The organism is Micromonospora sp. NPDC049230 (genome assembly GCF_040647875.1).
Lineage (GTDB): Bacteria > Actinomycetota > Actinomycetes > Mycobacteriales > Micromonosporaceae > Micromonospora.
Window position 1 is genome coordinate 229415 of the sequence record NZ_JBEZCZ010000003.1, and the last position, 20390, is coordinate 249804.

General features: G+C 71.2%; 13 protein-coding genes. 5 read left to right on the top strand and 8 right to left on the bottom strand.

The window, feature by feature from the left end:
• Positions 1-83: 83 nt before the first annotated feature.
• The gene (locus AB0A95_RS04120; RefSeq protein WP_357554087.1) at positions 84-578 is read right to left on the bottom strand and encodes a hypothetical protein; all 495 of its coding nucleotides are present in this window, start codon (positions 576-578) and stop codon (positions 84-86) included.
• A 13-nt stretch (positions 579-591) separates the two neighbouring features.
• Positions 592-1833, bottom strand: coding sequence for a glycogen synthase (glgA, locus tag AB0A95_RS04125; RefSeq protein ID WP_357554088.1), 1242 nt, complete (start codon positions 1831-1833; stop codon positions 592-594).
• Positions 1834-1905: 72 nt separating this feature from the next.
• Here glgA and glgC point away from each other — a divergent pair, with 72 nt between their 5' ends.
• Together glgC and pgm are read left to right on the top strand one after the other, a co-directional pair.
• The gene (gene glgC / locus AB0A95_RS04130) at positions 1906-3138 is read left to right on the top strand and encodes a glucose-1-phosphate adenylyltransferase (protein ID WP_357554089.1); all 1233 of its coding nucleotides are present in this window, start codon (positions 1906-1908) and stop codon (positions 3136-3138) included.
• Between the two features lie 31 nt (positions 3139-3169).
• Positions 3170-4810, top strand: coding sequence for a phosphoglucomutase (alpha-D-glucose-1,6-bisphosphate-dependent) (pgm, locus tag AB0A95_RS04135; protein WP_357554090.1), 1641 nt, complete (start codon positions 3170-3172; stop codon positions 4808-4810).
• 118 nt (positions 4811-4928) lie between these two features.
• Here the strand turns inward: pgm and AB0A95_RS04140 are convergent, their stop codons facing one another.
• The 3 genes from AB0A95_RS04140 to wecB form a co-directional block, all read right to left on the bottom strand.
• Positions 4929-5849: an NAD(+)/NADH kinase gene (locus AB0A95_RS04140; protein ID WP_357554091.1), complete on the bottom strand. Its 921-nt coding sequence runs from the start codon at positions 5847-5849 to the stop codon at positions 4929-4931.
• A 91-nt stretch (positions 5850-5940) separates the two neighbouring features.
• Complete coding sequence (locus AB0A95_RS04145; protein ID WP_357554092.1) at positions 5941-9045, bottom strand: M14 family zinc carboxypeptidase; 3105 nt, start codon at positions 9043-9045, stop codon at positions 5941-5943.
• Between the two features lie 129 nt (positions 9046-9174).
• On the bottom strand, positions 9175-10257 hold the full coding sequence (gene wecB / locus AB0A95_RS04150) for a UDP-N-acetylglucosamine 2-epimerase (non-hydrolyzing) (protein WP_357554093.1): 1083 nt from the start codon (positions 10255-10257) through the stop codon (positions 9175-9177).
• A 177-nt stretch (positions 10258-10434) separates the two neighbouring features.
• Here wecB and AB0A95_RS04155 point away from each other — a divergent pair, with 177 nt between their 5' ends.
• Positions 10435-12600, top strand: a complete 2166-nt coding sequence (locus AB0A95_RS04155) for a bi-domain-containing oxidoreductase (RefSeq protein WP_357554094.1) — start codon at positions 10435-10437, stop codon at positions 12598-12600.
• A gap of 75 nt (positions 12601-12675) precedes the next feature.
• On the opposite strand, the gene AB0A95_RS04160 is transcribed toward AB0A95_RS04155, so the two are convergent.
• Together AB0A95_RS04160 and AB0A95_RS04165 are read right to left on the bottom strand one after the other, a co-directional pair.
• A complete protein-coding gene (locus AB0A95_RS04160) occupies positions 12676-13857 on the bottom strand; it encodes a glycosyltransferase family 4 protein (protein ID WP_357554095.1) in 1182 nt (393 codons plus the stop codon).
• Positions 13854-15857 (bottom strand): heparinase II/III family protein, encoded by a 2004-nt coding sequence (locus AB0A95_RS04165; protein ID WP_357554096.1) that lies wholly within the window; start codon positions 15855-15857, stop codon positions 13854-13856. The genes AB0A95_RS04160 and AB0A95_RS04165 overlap by 4 nt, the downstream gene beginning before the upstream one ends.
• Before the next feature lie 245 nt (positions 15858-16102).
• On the opposite strand from AB0A95_RS04165, the gene AB0A95_RS04170 reads away from it, so the two are divergent.
• Positions 16103-17437, top strand: a complete 1335-nt coding sequence (locus AB0A95_RS04170) for an O-antigen ligase family protein (RefSeq protein ID WP_357554097.1) — start codon at positions 16103-16105, stop codon at positions 17435-17437.
• A 236-nt stretch (positions 17438-17673) separates the two neighbouring features.
• Positions 17674-19128 carry a hypothetical protein gene (locus tag AB0A95_RS04175; RefSeq protein WP_357554098.1) on the top strand — a complete coding sequence of 485 codons (1455 nt, stop codon included), beginning with the start codon at positions 17674-17676 and terminating at the stop codon, positions 19126-19128.
• Between the two features lie 54 nt (positions 19129-19182).
• On the opposite strand, the gene AB0A95_RS04180 is transcribed toward AB0A95_RS04175, so the two are convergent.
• Complete coding sequence (locus tag AB0A95_RS04180) at positions 19183-20376, bottom strand: glycosyltransferase (RefSeq protein WP_357554099.1); 1194 nt, start codon at positions 20374-20376, stop codon at positions 19183-19185.
• Between the last annotated feature and the right edge of the window lie 14 nt (positions 20377-20390).

Genomic DNA, 20390 nt, shown 5'->3' on the forward strand with positions numbered 1-20390 from the left:
GGTCAACATCGACCTGATCCGGGTCGCGGCGAGCGCGCTCCGCAACGGGCGTGGCGGTCACTCCGCCGAGGCGACTCCGTCACTCAAGTCCCCTCCGGGGACGGCGATCTGAGGCCGGTGGTGAGCAGGCGTTCGATCCGGGTGTACTCGGCGGTCATCTCCGGGGTGGCGAGGACGTCGTCGAGGTCGACCGAGACCTGGAAGTCGATCTCCTCGACCGAGCGGATGGCCAGCTCGTACAGCTCCCCGCGCTGGTTCTCCTCCAGGTAGGTGGTCCAGTGTTCGAGGGCGGTGATGACCGTCAGGACTCCCTGATCCAGGTCGCCATCGGCGAGGATGCCCTCGTCGATCCGTACCAGTTGGGCGCGCAGCTCCGTCGCGTCGGCCGTCCGGACGTTCTCGCGGGCACTGGTCAGCGCCGCCCACGCGTCGTCGGTCAGCTCGTCGTCGTCGGCGGTGTCGAGCGGGTCGCTGCGGACCAGCCGGGTGACCGTGTCGAGGCCAAAGGCGCGCAGCTCGTCCTCACCGGCCGCGACTACCAGACGGAGGATCGCCGCTTCGAGTTCGTCGTACCGCATGTCGCCGGCCGCCTCAGCCCGCGGAGCCTGCGGAGCCCGTGAAGCCAGCGGAGCCCGCGCCGACCGAGCGGTACACGTCCAGGGTCTGACCGGCGATCGCGTCCCAGGAGAAGTGCTCCACCGCGCGCTGGCGGCCGGCCAGGCCGAACCGCCCGGTACGCGCCGGATCGGCGAGCAGCGTGTTGATCGCCGCCGCCAGGTCGGCGACGAACGTCTCCGGCTCCAACGGGGTCCCCGACCCGTCGCTGACCTGCTCGATGGGCACCAGCAGGCCCGTCTCGCCGTCGGCCACCACCTCGGGGATGCCGCCGGTCGCGGTCGCCACCACGGCCGTCTCGCAGGCCATCGCCTCCAGGTTGACGATGCCCATCGGCTCGTAGATCGACGGGCAGACGAAGACTGTGGCGTGGGTGAGCACCTGGATCACCTCGGGCTTGGGCAGCATCTCGGCGACCCAGACCACGCCGGAGCGGTTGGCCCGCAACTCGGCGACCAGCTCCTGCACCTCGGCGGCGATCTCCGGAGTGTCCGGCGCTCCGGCGAGGAGCACGAGCTGGGTGTCGGCCGGAAGCTCCCGCGCGGCCCGCAACAGGTAGGGCAGCCCCTTCTGCCGAGTGATCCTTCCCACGTAGACCACGCTGGGGCGGGCCGGGTCGACGCCGAGCCGGTCCAGCACGTCGGTGCCGGAGTCCGGGGCGTACTGAATGGTGTCGATGCCGTTGTAGACCACCCGGACCCGGTCCGGGTCGATCCGCGGGTAGGCGGTGAGCACGTCGTTGCGCATCCCGCCACTGACCGCGATCACCGCGTCGGCGGCCTCCATCGCGGTGCGCTCGATCCAGGAGGAGAGCGCGTAGCCGCCGCCGAGCTGCTCGGCCTTCCACGGCCGCAGCGGCTCCAGGCTGTGCGCGGTCACCACGTGTGGCACCCCGTGCAGCAGTTTCGCGGTGTGACCGGCCAGGTTGGCGTACCAGGTGTGGCTGTGCACCACGTCGGCGCCGGCCGCGCCGGCGGCCATCTCCAGGTCCACACCCATTGTGCGCAGCGCGGCGTTCGCGCCGGTCAGGCCGGGCGGTTCGGGGTACGCGGTGACGCCCGGCTCGGTGCGCGGCTGACCGAAGCAGTGCACCCGGACGTCGGCGCGGCGGCGCAACTCCCGGGCCAGGTACTCGACGTGCACCCCGGCGCCGCCGTAGACCTCCGGCGGGTACTCGCGGGTGAGCAGGTCGACGCGCAGCGGGGTGGGTTCCGTCATGACCCCGCACCCTAATGCAGAAGAGTCCCCGTACGAGTGGTGAAGTCCGACGCGGGTGGATAGCGTCGGGGCATGGCTGCCAAGGTGCTCGCGATCGTCCTGGCGGGTGGGGAGGGCAAGCGCCTGATGCCACTCACCACGGACCGGGCCAAGCCGGCCGTCCCGTTCGGCGGGATGTACCGCATGGTCGACTTCGTCCTCTCCAACCTGGCCAACGCCGGCTATCTCAAGATCGTCGTGTTGACCCAGTACAAGTCCCACTCCCTCGACCGACACATCACCAAGACCTGGCGGATGTCCACGCTGCTCGGCAACTACGTCACCCCGGTGCCCGCGCAGCAGCGTCGTGGCCCGTGGTGGTTCGCCGGCTCGGCCGACGCCATCTACCAGAGCTTCAACCTGATCCACGACGAGCAGCCCGACTACGTGATCGTCTTCGGCGCCGACCACATCTACCGGATGGACCCGCGGCAGATGGTGGAGGACCACATCGCCTCCGGCGCCGCGGTCACCGTCGCCGGCATCCGCCAGCCGCTGTCGATGGCCGACCAGTTCGGTGTCATCGAGGTCGGCGAGGACGGCAAGCGGATCCGGGCGTTCCGCGAGAAGCCCACCGACGCCGTCGGTCTGCCGGACGCCCCCGACGAGATCTACGCCTCGATGGGCAACTACGTGTTCACCACCCGTGCGCTGTGCGAGGCGGTCGAGCGCGACGCGGAGGACAAGACCAGCAAGCACGACATGGGCGGCAGCATCATCCCGATGATGGTCGAGCGGGGCGAGGCGAACGTCTACGACTTCCGCGACAACGAGGTGCCGGGCAGCAACGACCGCGACCGCGGCTACTGGCGCGACGTGGGGACGCTCGACTCGTTCTACGACGCGCACATGGATCTGATCAACGTGCACCCCGTGTTCAACCTGTACAACTTCGACTGGCCGATCTACACCGAGCAGCCGCCGTGGCCGCCGGCGAAGTTCGTCCACCAGTGGGGGGAGCGGGTCGGCCGGGCGGTCGGCTCGATGGTCTCCCCGGGAGTGGTGATCTCCGGCTCACTGGTGGAGAACTCGATCGTGTCGCCGAAGGTGCGGGTGCACTCCTGGGCGCACGTCGAGGGCTCGGTGTTGATGGAGGGTGTGGAGATCGGCCGGCACGCGGTGGTCCGGCGGGCCATCCTGGACAAGAACGTGTTCGTCCCGGAGGGCGCCGAGATCGGTGTCGACCTGGAGAAGGACCGGCAGCGCTACACCGTTTCCGACAACGGCATCGTGGTGATCGGCAAGGGCCAGAAGGTCGTACCGTGACCGAGCCGCACTCCCCGAGGAGGTTCCCGCAGTGACCCACCCCCGTGCCGGCCAGCCCGCCGAGCCCGCCGACCTGGTCGACGTGCCGCGCCTGGTGACCGCCTACTACGCCGAGCATCCGGACCCAACGGACCCGGCGCAGCAGGTTTCCTTCGGCACCTCCGGCCACCGCGGCTCCAGCCTGCGCAACGCGTTCAACTCCGACCACATCCTGGCGGTCACCCAGGCGCTCTGCGACTACCGACGCGAGCAGGGCCTGGACGGGCCGCTGTTCCTCGCCCGGGACACCCACGCGCTGTCCGCCCCGGCCGCCGTGGACGCCCTGGAGGTGCTCGCCGCCAACGGGGTCACAGTGCTCGTCGACAGCCGCGACGGCTACACCCCGACCCCGGCGCTGTCGCACGCGATCCTCACCCACAACCGGGGGCGGACCAGGGGTCTCGCCGACGGCATCGTCATCACCCCGTCGCACAACCCACCGGACGACGGCGGCTTCAAGTACAACCCCACAAACGGCGGGCCGGCCGACACCGACGTCACCCGGTGGATCCAGGACCGCGCCAACACGATCCTCGCCGCCGGGCTCAAGGAGGTCCGCCGGGTCACCTACGCGCGGGCCAGGGCCGCGGACACCACCGGGGAGTACGACTTCCTCGCGCACTACGTCGACGACCTGCCCGCCGCGATCGACATCGACGCCATCCGCGACGCCGGGATCCGGATCGGCGCGGACCCGCTGGGCGGGGCGAGCGTGGCGTACTGGGGCGAGATCGCCGAACGGCACCGACTGGACCTGACAGTGGTCAACCCGAACGTCGACCCGACCTGGCGGTTCATGACCCTGGACGGCGACGGCAAGATCCGGATGGACTGCTCCTCGCCCAACGCGATGGCGTCCCTGATCGCCGCCCGCGCCGACTACCAGATCTCCACCGGCAACGACGCGGACGCCGACCGGCACGGCATCGTCACCCCGGACGTCGGCCTGATGAACCCCAACCACTACCTGGCGGTGGCGATCGGGCACCTGTTCCGGACGCGTACCCAATGGGGTCCGGACGCCGCGGTGGGCAAGACGCTGGTCTCCTCGTCGATGATCGACCGGGTCGCCGCCGACCTGGGTCGGCCGCTGCTGGAGGTGCCGGTCGGCTTCAAGTGGTTCGTGCCCGGCCTGCTGGACGGCGCGGTCGGCTTCGGCGGTGAGGAGAGCGCCGGGGCGTCGTTCCTGCGCCGGGACGGCTCCACCTGGACCACCGACAAGGACGGGCTGCTGCTCTGCCTGCTCGCCGCCGAGATCCTGGCCAGCACCGGGCGTAGCCCGAGCGAGCACTGGGCCGAGCTGGCCGAGAGGTTCGGCGCGCCCGCGTACGCCCGAATCGACGCCCCGGCCACCCGGGAGCAGAAGGCCGTGCTCGCCAAGCTCTCCCCGGAGCAGGTGACGGCGACCGAGCTGGCCGGCGAGCCGATCACCGCGACGTTGACCACCGCGCCCGGCAACAACGCCCCGATCGGCGGCCTGAAGGTGAGCACGAAGTCCGGCTGGTTCGCCGCGAGGCCCTCCGGCACGGAGGACGTCTACAAGATCTACGCCGAATCCTTCCAGGGCCCCGACCACCTCAAGCAGATCCAAGAAGAAGCCAAAAACCTGGTAGACCAAGCCCTAACCCCCTAACCCTCCCCACCCCCCTTTGCCCGCGTTGATCATGGAGTTATAGCCCCGCACCTCGGCGTGTCGCAGCAATAACTCCATGATCAACGCGGGCGGGGTGGGGTGGGTGGGCAGGGTGGGGTTAGCAGGGTGGGGGGATTTGTTGTTGGGCTCTTCTTCGTAGTTCTTCGGGGAGTAGCTCGCGGAGCTGTTCCGGCAGGAACGGCAGGTCGAGCAGTGTCATCTTCAACTGGTTGCGTTCCTGGTAGCGCAGCGGGTCGAAGCGGACCACCAGGCCGGCGTCGCGGCGGTACGTGATGTCCACGGCCCCCTCCGTGGCCGCGTCGCGGAACACCAACCCGTCCATCTCCACCACGACCGGCGACGAGTCGGGCCGGAGTTCCAAGCGGATCTTCTCGTCCGGCGAGAGCACCACCGACCGGGAGATGCCGGCCATCGGTGCCGACGGTGTGATCACCACCGAGTCCGCGGCGGGGGAGATCAGTGGGCCGCCGGCCGCGTAGCTGTACGCCGTCGAGCCGATCGGGGTGCTGACCACCACGGCGTCGCTGCGGTAGTAGCCGTACTGCTGGCCGTCGATGCCGAGGGTGACGCTGACGAAACCGGAGCCGGGCTGGCGGACCAACGCGATGTCGTTGAACGCCACGACGTCGTCACCGCACACGTCACACGCGAGGCAGGCGTGCGACTCGACGGTGAAGTCCTTCGACAGCAGCCGGCTCAGCGCGTCGGGCAGCTCCGGCGGCTCGATCTCGACGAGGAAACCCAGCCGACCCAGGTGTACGCCGAGCACCGGCTTCGGGTCCGCGACGGCGGAGCGCAGCGCACCCAGCATGGTGCCGTCACCACCGATGCTGATCAACGCGTTGGAGCGGGTGACCAACTCGTCGGCCGGGACCGGCTCGACGCACCCCGGTACGCGGTGCAGGTCCTCCTCGCGCACCATCAGTGTCTTGCGATGGCGAGTGGCCCACCGTTCGATGATCCCGACCACCTCGGTGACATCCCGGGTGGGGTGCAGCACAAGTCCCAGCCCCGACACTCGTACAGCTCACCACATCCGCGGTGGCCGCACCCGGCGTACACCGAAGGTGCGCCGGCGGTCGGACAACCGCCGGCGCACCTCGCCACCGTCAGGGTCGGGGTCGACCGCTGAGGTGTCTCAGCGAGCGGGCGACCAGGTCGTCGCGGGCCGCCGGGGGCAGACCCTCCAGCCCGAAGCCCAGGTAGACCGTGTCGCCGGTGACCACCACCGAGCCCTCCTCGAACGCCCGCTGGCTGCGCGACCAGTCGGTGGCGTTGCCACCGGACCCGGCCGGTGGACCGGCCACCGTCCAGCCGCCCAGGTCGGCCGACTCGAACGAGGTCTCCGCCACCGTCGCCCCGCCGACGAGCACCCGGGCGTCGTCCACGAAGACGCCGAGACCCTGCGTGGCCCAGTCCGAGGCGTACGTGATCGACACCTCGACCTGCTTACCGGCGTAACCGGACAGGTCCGCCACCCACTCCTTCCAGCCGCCGGAGGCACCGGACGCCGCGTTCCAGCCGCCGGTGGTCCCGGTGGGCGAGCAGTCCGCACCCTGGTAGTGGGCGAGGAACGGGTGCAGCTCGTCCCAGTTGCCGAGGCAGCTCTCCCCGGTGGCCGTGCTGGTCTTGCCGTTGGCGTCCGGCAGGGTCGTCCAGTTGTCGCTGCCCACCTCGTGGGCCTCGACGAAGAGGAAGTCCCAATCCTGCTCGATGTCGTACGAGGTGAAGAAGCGCAGCTCAGCACTGCTCGCCCCGGTCAGGTCCACGGTGCGGGTGAGCCGCTTGTACGACTCGTCGCTCTGCCCGCTGTGCAGGTACCACTCACCGGTGCGCGGGTCGAACGGCGCGGCGCCCGGTCGGGTCCAGCCCACCGGCGCGGAGCTGGCGAACTGGGGGAACTCGTCCGGCGGCAGGAAGCCCGACGTGGTCAGGAACGACGCGCCGTGCTCCTGGTTCTGCGCCGATCCGGGGGCGTTGAGCTGTCCGCTGAAGCCGGTGAACGCGCCGTCGGTGCCGGCGACCGGGTACGGGCCCCCCTCCGGGGAGGTGCCGCCGTCGCTGACGTAGGTGTACGCGCCCAGCCAGTACTGCTGGAAGTCGTTCAACAACGGCAGGCAGTCGTCCGACTCGGCGTCGGTGCACTCGGGCGGTGCGTCCGGGTGGTAGACGTACGACCCGTTGGCGCCCTGGGCGTACAGCGCGTACTGGCCGCTGATCAGCAGCTTGCCGCCCTCGTTGAGGTAGTCCCGGACGGCCAACTCGGTGTCCAGCGCCGCCTTGGCCGTGGTGCCGGGCACCTGGCTGGGCGCCCGCAGGATGACGTCGTCACCGGTTTCCCAGACCACAGTCCTGTAGTGCGACAGCACGCCCAGCGGGTGTGGCGCCGTGCGTCCCATCGTGTCGAAGTCGTACACGTCGCTGCTGCGTCCGGCGGCGCGCAGCGACGCCGCGACCTCGTCGGCGTACTTCGCTGTGGTGCCGGTCTGCGTCGGGCTGAGGCCGGTGACGTCCTCCATCGCGAGGACCAGCACGTCGCCGCCGATGTCGCTGTGCACCCGGTAGGTGAAGTGGGTGCTGGCGACCACTCCGGCCCGGGGTTTGTTCCCGGTGAACCAGACCTCCACCCGGTCACCCGGTCTGGCGCCGGTGACAGTGCCGCGCAGTTCGGCGTAGTAGTCGTCGTGCGTGTCCCCGTACCGCTCGCCGCCGCGCCACTCGCGGACCGCGACAGTCTTCGGCCGTCCGCCGTTGACCGTGTAGTGCATCCGGACGTTCTTCAGCGCCCGCCGGGTGATCGAGGCGACCTGCTGGGTACGCCCGTACGAGGTGTCGAACGCGTCCACCACGAAGTCCGGGGTGCTGCGGCCGACCACCGACACCGGGTCGTCCGGGTCCGCCGCGGACCGAGCCACCGCCAGCGCGAACGGCAGGTTCTTGCGCACCTCACCGGCGATGAGGGCCTCGTCGTCGGGGAAGATGAACTCGCTGACGCAGTCTTCCGGGCGCCACCGGTCGTCCGGGTCGACCGCCGACGCGGCCTCGCAGGTGGACATCTCCGGGGTGAAGCCCAACGTGCCGTACTTGACTGTGGCGTGGCTGTCGGTGTCACCGTTCGTGGTGTACAGCTCGGCGGAGATGTCCGGGTCGTAGCCGGGCACCGCCGGGTGCGCGTCGTCGCCGGCCATCGCCTCGTAGATCACGTCGTCCGGGGTGGGCGTGCTCACCTGCCAGCCGACGCCGTAGAGCAGCAGCTGGGCCGCCGAGTGGTAGTTGACGAAGAACTCGAACCCGACCCGCTTGAACAGCCGGTCCAGGGCCTTGGTCTCCGGCTCCGAGTTGGGGCTCGGGCCCCGGTAGGTCTCGCTGTTCGGCACCGGCGACGAGCCCTCGTTGTCGTACCCCCACTTGTAGCTGAAGTTGCGGTTGAGGTCGACGCCGTCGACCGAGGTGATCTGCCCGTCGCCGTTGTTGTCCCGCAGGTTCTTGCGCCACAGCCGGTTGCCGGGGGTGAAGGTGTGGTCGTAGCCGTCGGGGTTGGCGACCGGCAGGAACCACAGCTCGGTGGTGTCCAACAGGCGGGTGATCTCCCGGTCGGTGCCGTAGCTGTCCAGCACGTGGTGCATCAGCCGGCGGGTCATCTCCGGCGTGATCCACTCGCGGGCGTGCTGCGCACCGGCGTAGAGCACCGCCGGTCGCTTGCCGTCCGCGACGGTCCGCGCGTTCTTGGTGACCTTGAGGGCGAGGATCGGCTGGCCCTGCTGGCTGCGGCCGAGCGTCTCCACCTTGGTCAGTCTGGGGAACCGGGCGGCGGTGGCGTTCAGCTCGTCGCGCAGGCCGCCGGGCTCCCCGTAGGGGCGGAACGACGTCCAACCGGCCGCGGCCTGCTCCCGCAGCGCCTGCGACGCGTCCTTGCCGCGAACCCTCTTCACCGACAGGGGGACGCCCTTGTCGGTCAGGCGCTTGGCCTGCCGGCGGCTGAGCACCGTCTCGACAGTCGTGCGGCCGGCCGAGTCGGTCTTCGCGTCGTGGCCGAGGTCGACCCCCGCCGCGCGCAGTTGATCCCGCTGTTTCGCGTCGACGGTGCCGACGTACACCTCAAGGCCGTCCCGGGCGTTCGGGTCGGACGACGGCCGCGCGCTGGCGGGTGGGGTCAGTGCCAGTGCGCCGAGCAGGGTGACCACGCTGGCGATCGCCAGTCGTCTCGGTCTCATCGCGCCTCCTTGGGTGAAGGACCTGTAGGCGCGAGCCTTCGGTGTGGCGTAAACGATGTCAATAGTTCGATGGGCGCGAGGTGGCTGACCGTGTTGGTGCGGGTGCCGCCAGTGATCGAGTGGTACCGGCTACCGGAGCGTCGTCGAGATGACGTCCGCGATGCGGGCACCCGCCGCACCGTCCCACAGCGGCGGCGTGGGCCAGCTGGCGAGTCGTCGCGCGGCCACAGTGCTCGCCACGGTCTCGGCGAGCGTCGACCGGGTCACGAGGCGGTTGGTGCCGTGCGTGATCGTGATCGGTCGCTCGGTGTTGGGTCGCAGCGTCAGGCAGGGCACGCCGAGCATCGTCGTCTCCTCCTGCACCCCGCCGGAGTCGGTGACGACGACTGCCGCCCCGCGGACCAGGCTGACGAACTCAAGGTAGCCCAGCGGGTCGACGACGCGCAGCGCGCGATGTGACAGCAGGCCCGCGTTCTCCAGGTGACGCCGGCCGCGCGGGTGCAGCGGCAGGATGACCGGGAGCTGGTCGGCGACCGCGTGCATCGCCTTCACCAGGCCGACCGCGTCTGCCGCGTCGTCGACGTTGCCCGGTCGGTGCAGCGTCGCCACCACGTAGCGGTCGGGGAGCGAGAGCGCCGCACGGATGCCGGCGACGTCGAAGCGGTCGAGATTGGCCAACAGGGTGTCGATCATCGGGTTGCCGACCAGATGGACCTTCTCGGCCGCGACGCCCTCGGTCTCCAGGTGCGCCACGGCGTCGGGGCTGGTGGCGAAGAGCAGGTCGGACACGTGGTCGACGACGATGCGGTTGATCTCCTCGGGCATGGACCTGTCGAAGCTGCGCAGGCCGGCCTCCACGTGCGCGACCGGGATGCCCAGCTTCGACGCGACGAGGGCCGCGGCGAGGGCGGAGTTGACGTCACCGTAGACGACGGTGAGCGCCGGGCGGTCGGCGATCATCAGCTCTTCCAGGCCGGTCATGACACTCGCGGTCTGACGCGCGTGGCTGCCCGAACCCACCCCGAGGTTGATGTCCGGCTCGGGGAGGCCCAGTTGCCGGAAGAAGACCTCGGACATCCGCTCGTCGTAGTGCTGTCCGGTGTGGACGAGGCGCTGCGGCACGCCGTGCCGCTCCAGGGCACGGATCACCGGCGCTGCCTTGGGGAAGTTGGGACGGGCACCCGCGACGTGCAGAACGGCGTCGGCTGGCATGGATCTCCTCGTGATTTCGGGGCGAATCAGCGACGACGCGCCAATAGTGCAAGTTATCCAGTTTAAGGCATCTAATCGGCATAGAATGCTGAATGGCGGATGCGTCGCGGTGTGTGTTGCCCGAGCGGCGACCTGCCGTAGCCGACGCTCTTACCTCCCGAAGGCAGGCAGACCCGCGTGAAGCAGATCGTCCAATCGGTGTCCGGCGGAGAGTTGCGAGTCGTCGAGGTTCCCCAGCCGGAGCCCGGCCCCACCGAGGTGCTCGTCGCCACGCGCAGGTCCCTGCTCTCCGCGGGCACCGAGCGCGCCGTGCGCGAGCTGGCATCGGCGAGCCTGCTGCGTAAGGCGCGGGCCCGGCCGGATCTGGTCCGCCAGGTCGTCAACCGGGCACGCACCGGGGGAGTCCGCTCGACGCTCGCCGCGGTGCGCAGCCGGCTCGACGAGGACATGCCGCTCGGCTACAGCGCCGCGGGTGTCGTCGTCACCGCCGGCGCGGCCACCGACGGCATCCGACCCGGGATGCGGGTGGCCACCGCCTCCGTGGGGCACGCCGAGTACCAGGCGGTGCCGGGCCTGCTCGCGGTGCCCGTCCCCGAGTCGGTGTCCGACGAGGCTGCCGCCTTCGGCGCGGTGGCGGCGATCGCCATGCAGGGCCTGCGGCAGGCCGAGGTGGGCCTGGGTGGTGCGGTCGCGGTCGTCGGTCTCGGGCTGGTCGGGCAACTGACGGTACGACTGGCGCTCGCCTCGGGGCTGCGTGTCATCGGCATCGACCTGCGCGACTGGACCGCTCAGTTGGCCGGCGAGTGCGGTGCGGTCGGCCTGGTCGAGGCGGGTGCGACGACCACCGACCAGATCATGGAGCTGACCCGTGGCCGGGGCGTCGACGCCGTCCTGATCACGGCGGCGACGCCCTCGTCGGAGCCGGTCGCGCGCAGCACCGAGATCGCCCGTGACCGGGCCCGACTGGTCGTGGTCGGTGACGTCGGCCTGGACCTCGACCGTCGACGCTTCTACGAGCGCGAGCTGGATCTCCGGTTCGCGCGCAGCTACGGGCCCGGACGGCACGACCGGTCCTACGAGGAGTGGGGCATCGACTATCCGATCGGCCACGTGCGCTGGACGGCGCGGCGCAACATCGAGGCCTACCTCGATCTGGTGGCCGCTGGCCGCGTCGCGGTCGACGACCTGGTGACGCACGTCTTCGAGGTCGAGCGCGCGACGGCGGCCTACGAGGTGCTGGCCTCGGACCCGCGCTCGCTCGCGGTGCAGCTCAGCTACTCGGCTTCCGCGCAGCCGTCCCGGCAGACCATCACGATCCGTCCGCGCCGGACCTCGACGTCGCCGCGGGCCGGCCTGATCGGGGCCGGCAACTACGCCAAGGCGACGTTCCTGCCCGCGCTGAAGGCGGCGGGTTGGGGAGACGACCTCGTCGCCATCACGTCGGCCCGGGGCCTGTCCGCGCGGCACGCCGCCGAGCGCAACGGCATCGCCGTCGTGGCGCCGACGGTCGAGGACCTGTTGGTCCGCGACGACATCGACGTGGTGTTCGTCCTCAGCCGCCACGACTCGCACGCTGGCCTGGTGGGGCAGGCGCTCGACGCCGGCAAACACGTCTTCGTGGAGAAGCCGCTCGCGCTGACCCAGGACGAACTCGACGAGGTCAGAGCCGCCTACGACCGCAACTCCGGGCACCTGTTCGTCGGGTTCAACCGTCGGCACGCGCCGATGGTCGTGCACGCGAAGAGGGCCCTGGCCGCCGGGTCCGGGCCGATCACCGTCGCCTACCGGATCAACGCCGGGCAGTTGCCCGCCGCGCACTGGTACCACGACCGACGCCAGGGCGGCCGCATCCGGGGCGAGGTGTGCCACTTCATGGACCTGGCGTCGTGGCTGGTGGGCGAGCAGCCGCGGGTTGTGCACGCGTACGGCAGCGGTCGCGGCGAACCGGGCCTGGAGGAGGACGTGAGTGTCCTGCTCGGATATCCGGACGGGTCCACGGCGACGATCACGTACTCCACCCAGGGGCACCGGCGGACGCCGAAGGAGCGCCTGGAGGTCCTCGGGCGCGGGCACACCGTGGTGATCGACGACTTTCGGCGGCTGGAGGTCGACGGCCGGGAGGTGAAGCGGGTGCCCGGCGGCAAGGGGCACCAGGACCTGCTCGCCCACATCCGCGCGGTGCTCGCCGGGAACGCGCCCGCCGAACGGGAACTCGACGCGTCGTTCGGCACGACGAGGGCCGCGCTGTCCGCGATCGCCGCCCTGACGGGCATCCAGGAACACCCGTCGCGACTGCCCACCCAGGTCGACCTGGAGAGCGTGCGGGCCGGCTCCACCCCGTGACCCGCCGCGCCCGGCGGCCGGCGTCCGCGTGCCGCGCCCGCCGGGTCCGCGTGCCGCGCCGGCAGGCGTGCCGGCTCAGCGCGGGGCGTCGTCGCCGACGAGCGGCGCGAGTAGTCGTCCGAGGGCGTGGGACATCGCGGTACGCGACTGGTTCGCCCGGATCCAACTTCGGCCGGCCGCGCCCATCTTGGTCAACTCGTCCGGGCTCGCCTGTGTGATCTGGGCGAGGCTGTGGGCGAGGTGGCCCGGTGGCGTCACGTACCCGGCGTCGGCACCCAGCACCAGGTCGCCGACGGTCCCCGGGCTGTTGGTGACGATCGGCAGCCCGGCGGCCATGTAGTCGAACACCTTGTTGGGGCTCACCCCGGCACGGAACAACTCGACGTCGGCGAGCACGTGCACACCGACGTCCGCGGCGTGCAGGAGGTCGGGGATCTCCGACTTCGGCACCGGGTCGAGGAAACGGACGTTGGGCCTGCCGAGGGCCGACGCCTGAAGGCGCGACTTCTCCACACCGGCACCCACCAGCACGACGTCGATCTCGGGCACCGCCTCGGCGGCGGCCAGCAGCAGGTCGAGCCCGTTGGCCGGGCCGTGTGCGCCCGCGTAGACGGCGGTCCGGCGGGTGAACCCGTACCGTCGCCGCAGCTCGGCACGGCCCGCACTGGGCACGAAGTCCTCGGGGTCCGCCGCGTTCGGGATGAAGGCGATCTTCTCCGGTGCCACGCCGGTGGCCTCGATCGCCGCCCGTACGCCGGGCGCCATGATCACCACGCGGTCGGCGCGCTGGTACAGGAAGCGTTCGAGGCGCGCCAACGCCCGGTAGGCCACCGACGTCTCCGACAGCGTGCCCATCTCGACGAGCACCCGCGGCCACAGGTCCCGGACCTCCAGAACGAACGGTGTACGCCGCAGTGTCGCCACGACGCAGCCGGAGAGGCCGGCCAGGAGGTGCGGCGAGGAGGCGTAGACCACGTCGGGTCGGGGTTGCCGCAGGCCGGCCACCGTGGCGGTCACCGCGTAGCTGGCCCAGTTGACCACCCGGCCCAGACCGTTGCCCCGGTACGGGGTCACCGCGACCAGGTGGAACCCCGGCTGTGGCCGCTGCGGCTGGCCGGTGATCATGTTGCGGCGGCCCGCGATGATCACGTGCGTCCAGCCGGGTAGTCGGCTGAACAGCTCGGTGTGCCGGGTGCCGCCGGGATGACCCGGGGGGACGGCGAAGTGGTTGAGGACGAGGACTCTGCGTGTCGTCATCGCGGTGCTCGCACGTTGTGGGTTTCCCCTGATCCGAGGTGGGTGACGGTGAGCAGGGCGCCCGCGTCGTTCCAGGTCACCCGGAACCGGAGACCGTCGAGCGCGTCCGGCTCGGGCGGCGCCCCGGGTATCGCGCCGAGCCCCCACACCGTGGTGTCGGCCCGGCTCTCGGCCGTGATCCACGTCGCCGGCTCCCAGCGTCCGTACGTCCGGCTGTGCCAGCCCGCGAAGGGCGCCGACCGCCCGCGCACCGCCTCGTGTCCGGCCAGTCCGACGAGGTCCAGCTTGGCCTCGCCGGCGACGAGCGTGTCGTTGTCCACGACGACGTCGGGGTGCAGCGGAACGGTGAGCGACCAGGACCGGGCGGCCGTCGGCGGGTCGGCGAACTCGACGATCGCCACGTACTGCTCGGCCACCACCACCGCTCGACCGACGCGCACCGGGTGTTCGCCGCGCGCGTACGCGTCGTGCCACCCGAAGAGGATCGTGCGATCCGGCAGGACGAGTGGTGCCCCGAGGTGGCCACGGCCGGAGTTGAGCCAGCGGAACGCCCGGTGCGGGACGAGCTGGTCCTGCCCGTCCGGGCGGCGCACCGGGTGGGCGGCCGAGGTGCGCAACCCGTTGCGGACCTCCAGCGGGCCGTTGTAGGTGCCGGTGCCCGGGTCGGCGATCAGCCACCGGTCGCCGTGCTTGATCCAGACCGAGGTCAGGTCGGCGTGGCCGTGCGAGGGACCGCCGTCCACCTTGAACCACACGCGCCAGGGCCCCCGCTCGACAAGCGCGATACCACCCGAGGTCGTCGCGGTAGACCGGGTGCGCATCCGCGCGACGAACTCCTCCGACGTGGCCTCGGGACCGGGTGCGGGCGCGTACCACGCCAGTTCGTCGAAGTCGGCGTACCACCGCGCCGGCAGCCGTTCGCCGCACAACGCGAGCCCGAGCGCGGCGGAGCCGGCCACGTCGAGCGGGTCGCCGGAGGACGCGAGCACCCGCCCCTCGTCCCAGTCGCCGTACTGCGGGACGTCGCCGTCGAACACGCCCAGCCGGGCCAGGTGCAGGCTGGCGGCGTGCAGGTCACTGTGGACGCGCGACGGCGCGCCGCCGAGCAGCACCCGCACGACGAGCATCTCGAGGACGAAACGGTGGTACGACACCGAGTCCTCGATCATGCGGCCGTCGGGCCCGAAGTGTCGGCGTTGCTGAGCCGCGAACATCCGCTCGCCGGTACGCGCCCACCAGCGCGCGCGCCGGGCCGTGGGAAACATCCGGGCGAGCAGCAGCAGCCCGAGCGCGTCGCCGAGCAGGTGGTTGTTGCGCATGCTGCTCAACGTGTAGGGCAGCTCGACCATCAGGTGCCGGGCGCTGGACAGCAGCAGTCGCTCCATGCCGGTCGCGACGTCACGGGGTAGTCGGTCGCCGACCAACGCGAGGATCTGGTTCCAGGCGATCGCGCGCAGCGCGAGTTCCAGGCTGGAGTACCAGTTGACGCCCCGCTCCGGCGGGGACTGCGCACACCAAACCCGCAGCAGCTCGTCGAGGCCGTCCTGCCACGGGCCGGTCGGGTCGAGGCGGGCCGCGCGGGCCAGGACGACCAGGTCCCGGTGGCGTGCCGCCTCCCAGGTGTGCTTCACGTCCGACAGGCGAGCCTCGGAACGGATGTCGATGCGCCACCACGGGTCGCCCGCCGGCCACTGCCGCCCGGTCAGCGGGTCGGTGCCCCACGGTGCGGACACACCCGTCGCCACGCGGGCGCCGAAGACCCGTAGCCCGTCGTTGAGCACGTGGCCGGCATCGTCGAGGCACCGCTGCCGCGCTCCGTCGCCGATCGGCAGCACGCTGGTCAGCGGCACCAGCGCGGCCGGATGGTGCCGGTGCGCCCGTCCGTGGAACAGGACGGCGTGGAATCCGCTGCGCTTGGATGCCTCGTACGCCGCGCGCAGTGGCGCCGACAGGCCCAGAGCGCGCGCGTCCACGGCGATCGCGCGGAGATCGGGTTTCACCGGCACCTTCCTCGGGGGCATTGGCACGGAGATTCCGTCGTTTCGTCCCGAGCGGGACGGCGTCTATAGCAAGCTGCAATTGCGATCAAATCGGGCATTTCGCACATTTTCGAGGTCGCTGTCAGGTCAGGTGGTTGGCGCGCGCCCGTGGGGGCGAGTCGTCGATCTGTCGGGTGTCCAACGTCGCCGGTGCCGCTTCGGTGACGACGACGCCGGTGCCGAACCAGGGACGAAGAGGAGTGGTCGTGACAGCGCAAACCCGGGTGCGGCTCGGATCCCGTCCGCCGGTGCCGGCTCGGGCCGGTGTCGGATTCGCCCCCACCGGTGGGGCCACGGCCGGTGCGGCCGGGACCAGGCGGGGCGGCTGGCGGGCGTGGACGACGACCCTCGCCGTCGGGCTGCTGTGTGTCGCGGCCTTCCAGGCGTCGTCGGCGAACGCCTGGTTGGTCGTCTTGCAGACATCCGTCGCGGCGATCCTGCTCAGCTGTCGTCTTCCCCGTCCCCGACTGCCCGACGTGCTGGCGGTCGCGGTCGCCGGCTGGGCGCAGCTGACCGCCCTCTGGTCCAGTGGCGTCGCGCAGACGCACAGCGTGGCCCTCGCGTACACCTCGGCCTGTCTGCTCTTCGTCGCGGTCCGCCACGTCGCCACGACGCCGAGGCACCTGCTCGCCGTCGGGGGTGCGTACATCGTCGGGTGCGCGACGGCCGTGTGGCGTCTGGTCATCGAGGCGCGCGGGGTCGGCGGGCAGGCCAGCGCGATGGACATGGCGGTGCGCTTCGGCATCGAGGGCACCAACATCAACTTCACGGCCTACTCCAGCGTGACAGCGTTCGTGCTGGCGCTGGGCCTGCTGAAGATCCGCGGTCAGCGGCGGCTCGTCACCGTCGGACTGACCGCCGCGTTGCCGGTGCTGGCGTCCGGGGTCTTCCTGAACCGGACCAAGGGCGCCCTGGTCGCCCTGCTGCTCGTGGTGGTGTACGCGCTGCTCAGCGAGCTCAGCCCCCGGGCGATGTGGGTGACGGTGGCGACCGCGGTGCCGACGCTGCTGCTGACGGTGCCGCTCGGCCTGGGGCAGAGCGCACTGGTGTGGGCCGACGACCTCATCGGCTCGGAGGCGACCGGCGACGTGCTGAGTCGGATCGAGCTGTGGCGGTACGCGTCCTCCTACTGGTGGGACGTCCTGTGGGTGGGCGGCGGCGCGGGAACCTTCGAACTCTGGAACCCGTTGGGCATCCGCCCGCACAACGCCGTGCTGGCCGTCGCCGTGGACCTGGGCCTGGTCGGGCTGTTGGGCGTCGCCGCCCTGTTCGGGGTGGTGCTCGCCCGGCGGGCGGCCCGGTGCCCGGTCGGGCTCCGGGTCGCCGGGCTCTTCCTGGTGGGCGGATTCCCGCTCTGGCTGACCGGAGTGTGGGAGTTCGAGCGGGGGTCGTGGCTGGCACTCGCCCTGCTGTCGATGCTGCCGGTCCAGGCCGTCGGCCGTCGGGTGGCGGCCGACCCGGGCCGGTTGGCGGCCCGTCCGCCGGGACCGGTCGGGGCCCGCGCCGGCGCGCACCCTCCCGGTGGAGCCGTCTCCACCTGACCCGGGCCCATCACCGGTGTGACTACCCGGTCGTTGGCTCGTTCAGTGACTACTGACAGCCAACCGACCGACCCGCGACGTGGCGGAGCGCCGCGACGTGCCGGGGCGCGACAGCCGTACCGCGGTGGTCGAGGGGCGCACGACAGTGTGGAGGGTCGGCGAGTGCAATCTCGGAATCCTGTCCGGGTCGACTCGCGACCGCCCAGGGCCGGCCGTCCGGCACTGAGTGGTCTCCGGTGACCGCCGTCGACCGGATCAGCCACGGCCGGCACCGCTCGCCGGTGGGCGACCTACAGATCGCCGCCGCGCCGCGACCCGGGCAGCGCGGACACCCGCCGGTGACGAAGCGCGCGGCACCGGCAGGTCGAACGACCACCTGGCTGCCACTGGTGCTGGCGCTGGTCTGGATGCTGGGCACGTTCGGGGCGTTCTGGTTGACGAGGCTGGCCCGCGACGTCGGAAACCCCGACCAGCTCAGCGCCTTCGTGCTCGTGGCGACAGCCCTGTTCGCCGGTGGGTACGTGGCGCAGATGTCGCGCCGTGCGCCCTCGGTGGGCGCCGCCACCCACTCCGTCGCCCGCATCCGGCTGGTGCGTCAACTGGTCCTGGCCAGCGCCGTCTACTACGTCGTGGTGAACCTGACGCGGCTGACCCAGTTCGGCGCCACCGGTCCCAGCAGTGTGTGGGCCAACGTCCAGGCGCCCGCCGCCGGCTACGTGAACAAGTTCGACGTCTACCAGCAGGGGCTCGGCAGCACGAGCCCGTGGATGACGGCGCTGTTCCCGCTCGGCGTCCTCAGCGTGGCCCTCGTACCGCTGTTGGTGGTGCACTGGCGCAGTCTCTCCGGCTGGCTGCGACTCGCCGGTGTGGTCGCCACGGCGACGCACATCGCGTTCTACCTCTTCATCGGCACGATGAAGGGGCTCGGCGACGTCGTCATCATGCTCGCGGCGGGGATGTTGGTCGCGTGGGCGTCGGTCCGGCACCGACCGCGGGTCCACTCCCGGCGGCGCCGGGCGCTCCTGCTGGTCGTCGGGGCGTTCGTGCTCCTGGCCACCTACATGATCCACAACCACGCGACACGGGCGGCCGAGTTCGGCACCACTGGCGACGTGGTGCACGTGAATCCCTCGGTGCAACGTGTCGTGGGTAGGCCGATGGCCGAGGGCATCGCCGCCATGATCGGCTACCCGACGCACGGCTACCTCGGGTTGTCCTACAACCTCCAGGTGCCCTTCGAGTGGTCCCGTGGTCTCGGCAGCGCGCCGTCCGCGGCGATCTTCGCCGACCAGACCCTCGACGTGGACCTGACCGAGCATCCGACCTACCCCGACCGGACCGAGCACGAGAAGGGGTGGCCGGCGCACATGTACTGGGCCACCATCTATCCCTGGCTCGCCTCGGACCTCACCTTCCCGGGCGCGGCGCTGTTCATGGGCCTGGTCGGGTGGCTCTTCGCCGGCTCGTGGCGCGCGGCGGTGTCCTCCCGACGGGTGGTCCCGACGTTGATCTTCGCGCAGCTCTGCATCCTCATCATCTACGTGCCGGCCAACAACCAGCTCGGGATGGCACCGGAGTCGATAGTCGGGATGGCCACGCTACTGGCGTTGCACGTCATGCGGTCGCTCTTCGGCGAACACCGGCAGCCCGCCGCGGACCCGACCCCCCTCGCGCGGTCCGCCGGCAGATAGGCCGACCGGGCCGGCGGGACCCGCCCGGCCCGGCGGGGCCGCGCCGGCAGGCGGTCAGCTCCACTGCCGGAAGAACCTGCCGAGAGGCTCCGCGTACGCCCGGTAGTCGAACGATTCGAGCGCCTGGCTGCGCGCGGCCTGGCGCATGACGCTGCGCTGCGCGGAACTCAGCCGCGTCGCCGCGCGGAACGCCTCGGTGACCTCGGCCACCGTGTGGTCCCGGCAGACCAGGCCCTCCAGGTTGGGGCGCAGATACCTGCCCATGTCGCTGGTGAGGTTGGCGATCACCGGTGTGCCGCTGGCGAGACTCTCGCAGAACTTCGTCGAGAAGCCCGCCTCCGCCGCCCGCTCCGGCCTGCGGACCAGGACTGTGAAATCCGCGCCCTGGAGGGCGTTGGCCACCTCGACCTGCGGCAGGCGGCCCAGGCACCGCACACCGTCGGGCAACGGCCGAGCGTCGAAGAGGCCGCGCACCTCGTCGAGCGTCGGGCCGTAGACACGCAACTCGACGCTCGCGCCGGTGCGCTGGACATTGCCCACCGCCTCGATGACCGTACCCAGGAGATCCTTGCGGTTTCCGTGCGGATTCCCCGCGTAGGCGAGCGTGAGCGGCGGGGAGTCGCCAGCGCTCTGCCGGGCGTCCAGCGTCAGGCTCTTGACGTCGAGCGTGGGTGGCACCCGCAGGAGGGGCCGGCCGGAGCGGCGGTAGTGGGCCTCCAGGTGCGAGCTGATCGCGATGATGCCGTCGCACCGCGGGTAGTAGTGGCGCAGGGCCAGCTTCATGCTGGCGTGCAGCGGGCCGAGGTAGCCACCCCGCACGTGGCGTCCGTTGAACCAGTCGACGACGTCGACGATCAGCGGCACCCGGTGCCGACGACACCAGCGTTGCAGGTGGAACATGTACTGGGCCTGGCCGCCGTGCACCAGGACGTGCGAGGGCCTGGTCGGCTGGGCGTCGAGCCACCGGACCGTCCGCTGACCCCAGCGCACAAGCGTCTGAACGGAACTGCCGAGCGACCCGGCCTCCGGCGACGGCCGCTCCGCCAGGCCGATGTGGGAGATCGAGCCCGGCCCGTCGACGCCCGGCAACGGCGTGACGGTGCGTGGTTCCGGCCCGCCGCTGGCGACCACCACGTCGTAGCCGGCGGCAGCCAACGACGCCACCAGGCCGTAGACCCGGCGGGACCCCGCCTCACCCCACGGGAAGAGGAACGGACCCACGCAGGCGACCCATCCGGTACGTCTCATCGCAGCACCTCCAC

Coding starts and splice junctions, on each gene's coding strand:
- AB0A95_RS04160 (WP_357554095.1), bottom strand. CDS start 13,857: ATGACGACACGCAGAGTCCTCGTCCTCAACCACTTCGCCGTCCCCCCG.
- AB0A95_RS04120 (WP_357554087.1), bottom strand. CDS start 578: ATGCGGTACGACGAACTCGAAGCGGCGATCCTCCGTCTGGTAGTCGCG.
- glgA (WP_357554088.1), bottom strand. CDS start 1,833: ATGACGGAACCCACCCCGCTGCGCGTCGACCTGCTCACCCGCGAGTAC.
- glgC (WP_357554089.1), top strand. CDS start 1,906: ATGGCTGCCAAGGTGCTCGCGATCGTCCTGGCGGGTGGGGAGGGCAAG.
- AB0A95_RS04145 (WP_357554092.1), bottom strand. CDS start 9,045: ATGAGACCGAGACGACTGGCGATCGCCAGCGTGGTCACCCTGCTCGGC.
- AB0A95_RS04180 (WP_357554099.1), bottom strand. CDS start 20,376: ATGAGACGTACCGGATGGGTCGCCTGCGTGGGTCCGTTCCTCTTCCCG.
- wecB (WP_357554093.1), bottom strand. CDS start 10,257: ATGCCAGCCGACGCCGTTCTGCACGTCGCGGGTGCCCGTCCCAACTTC.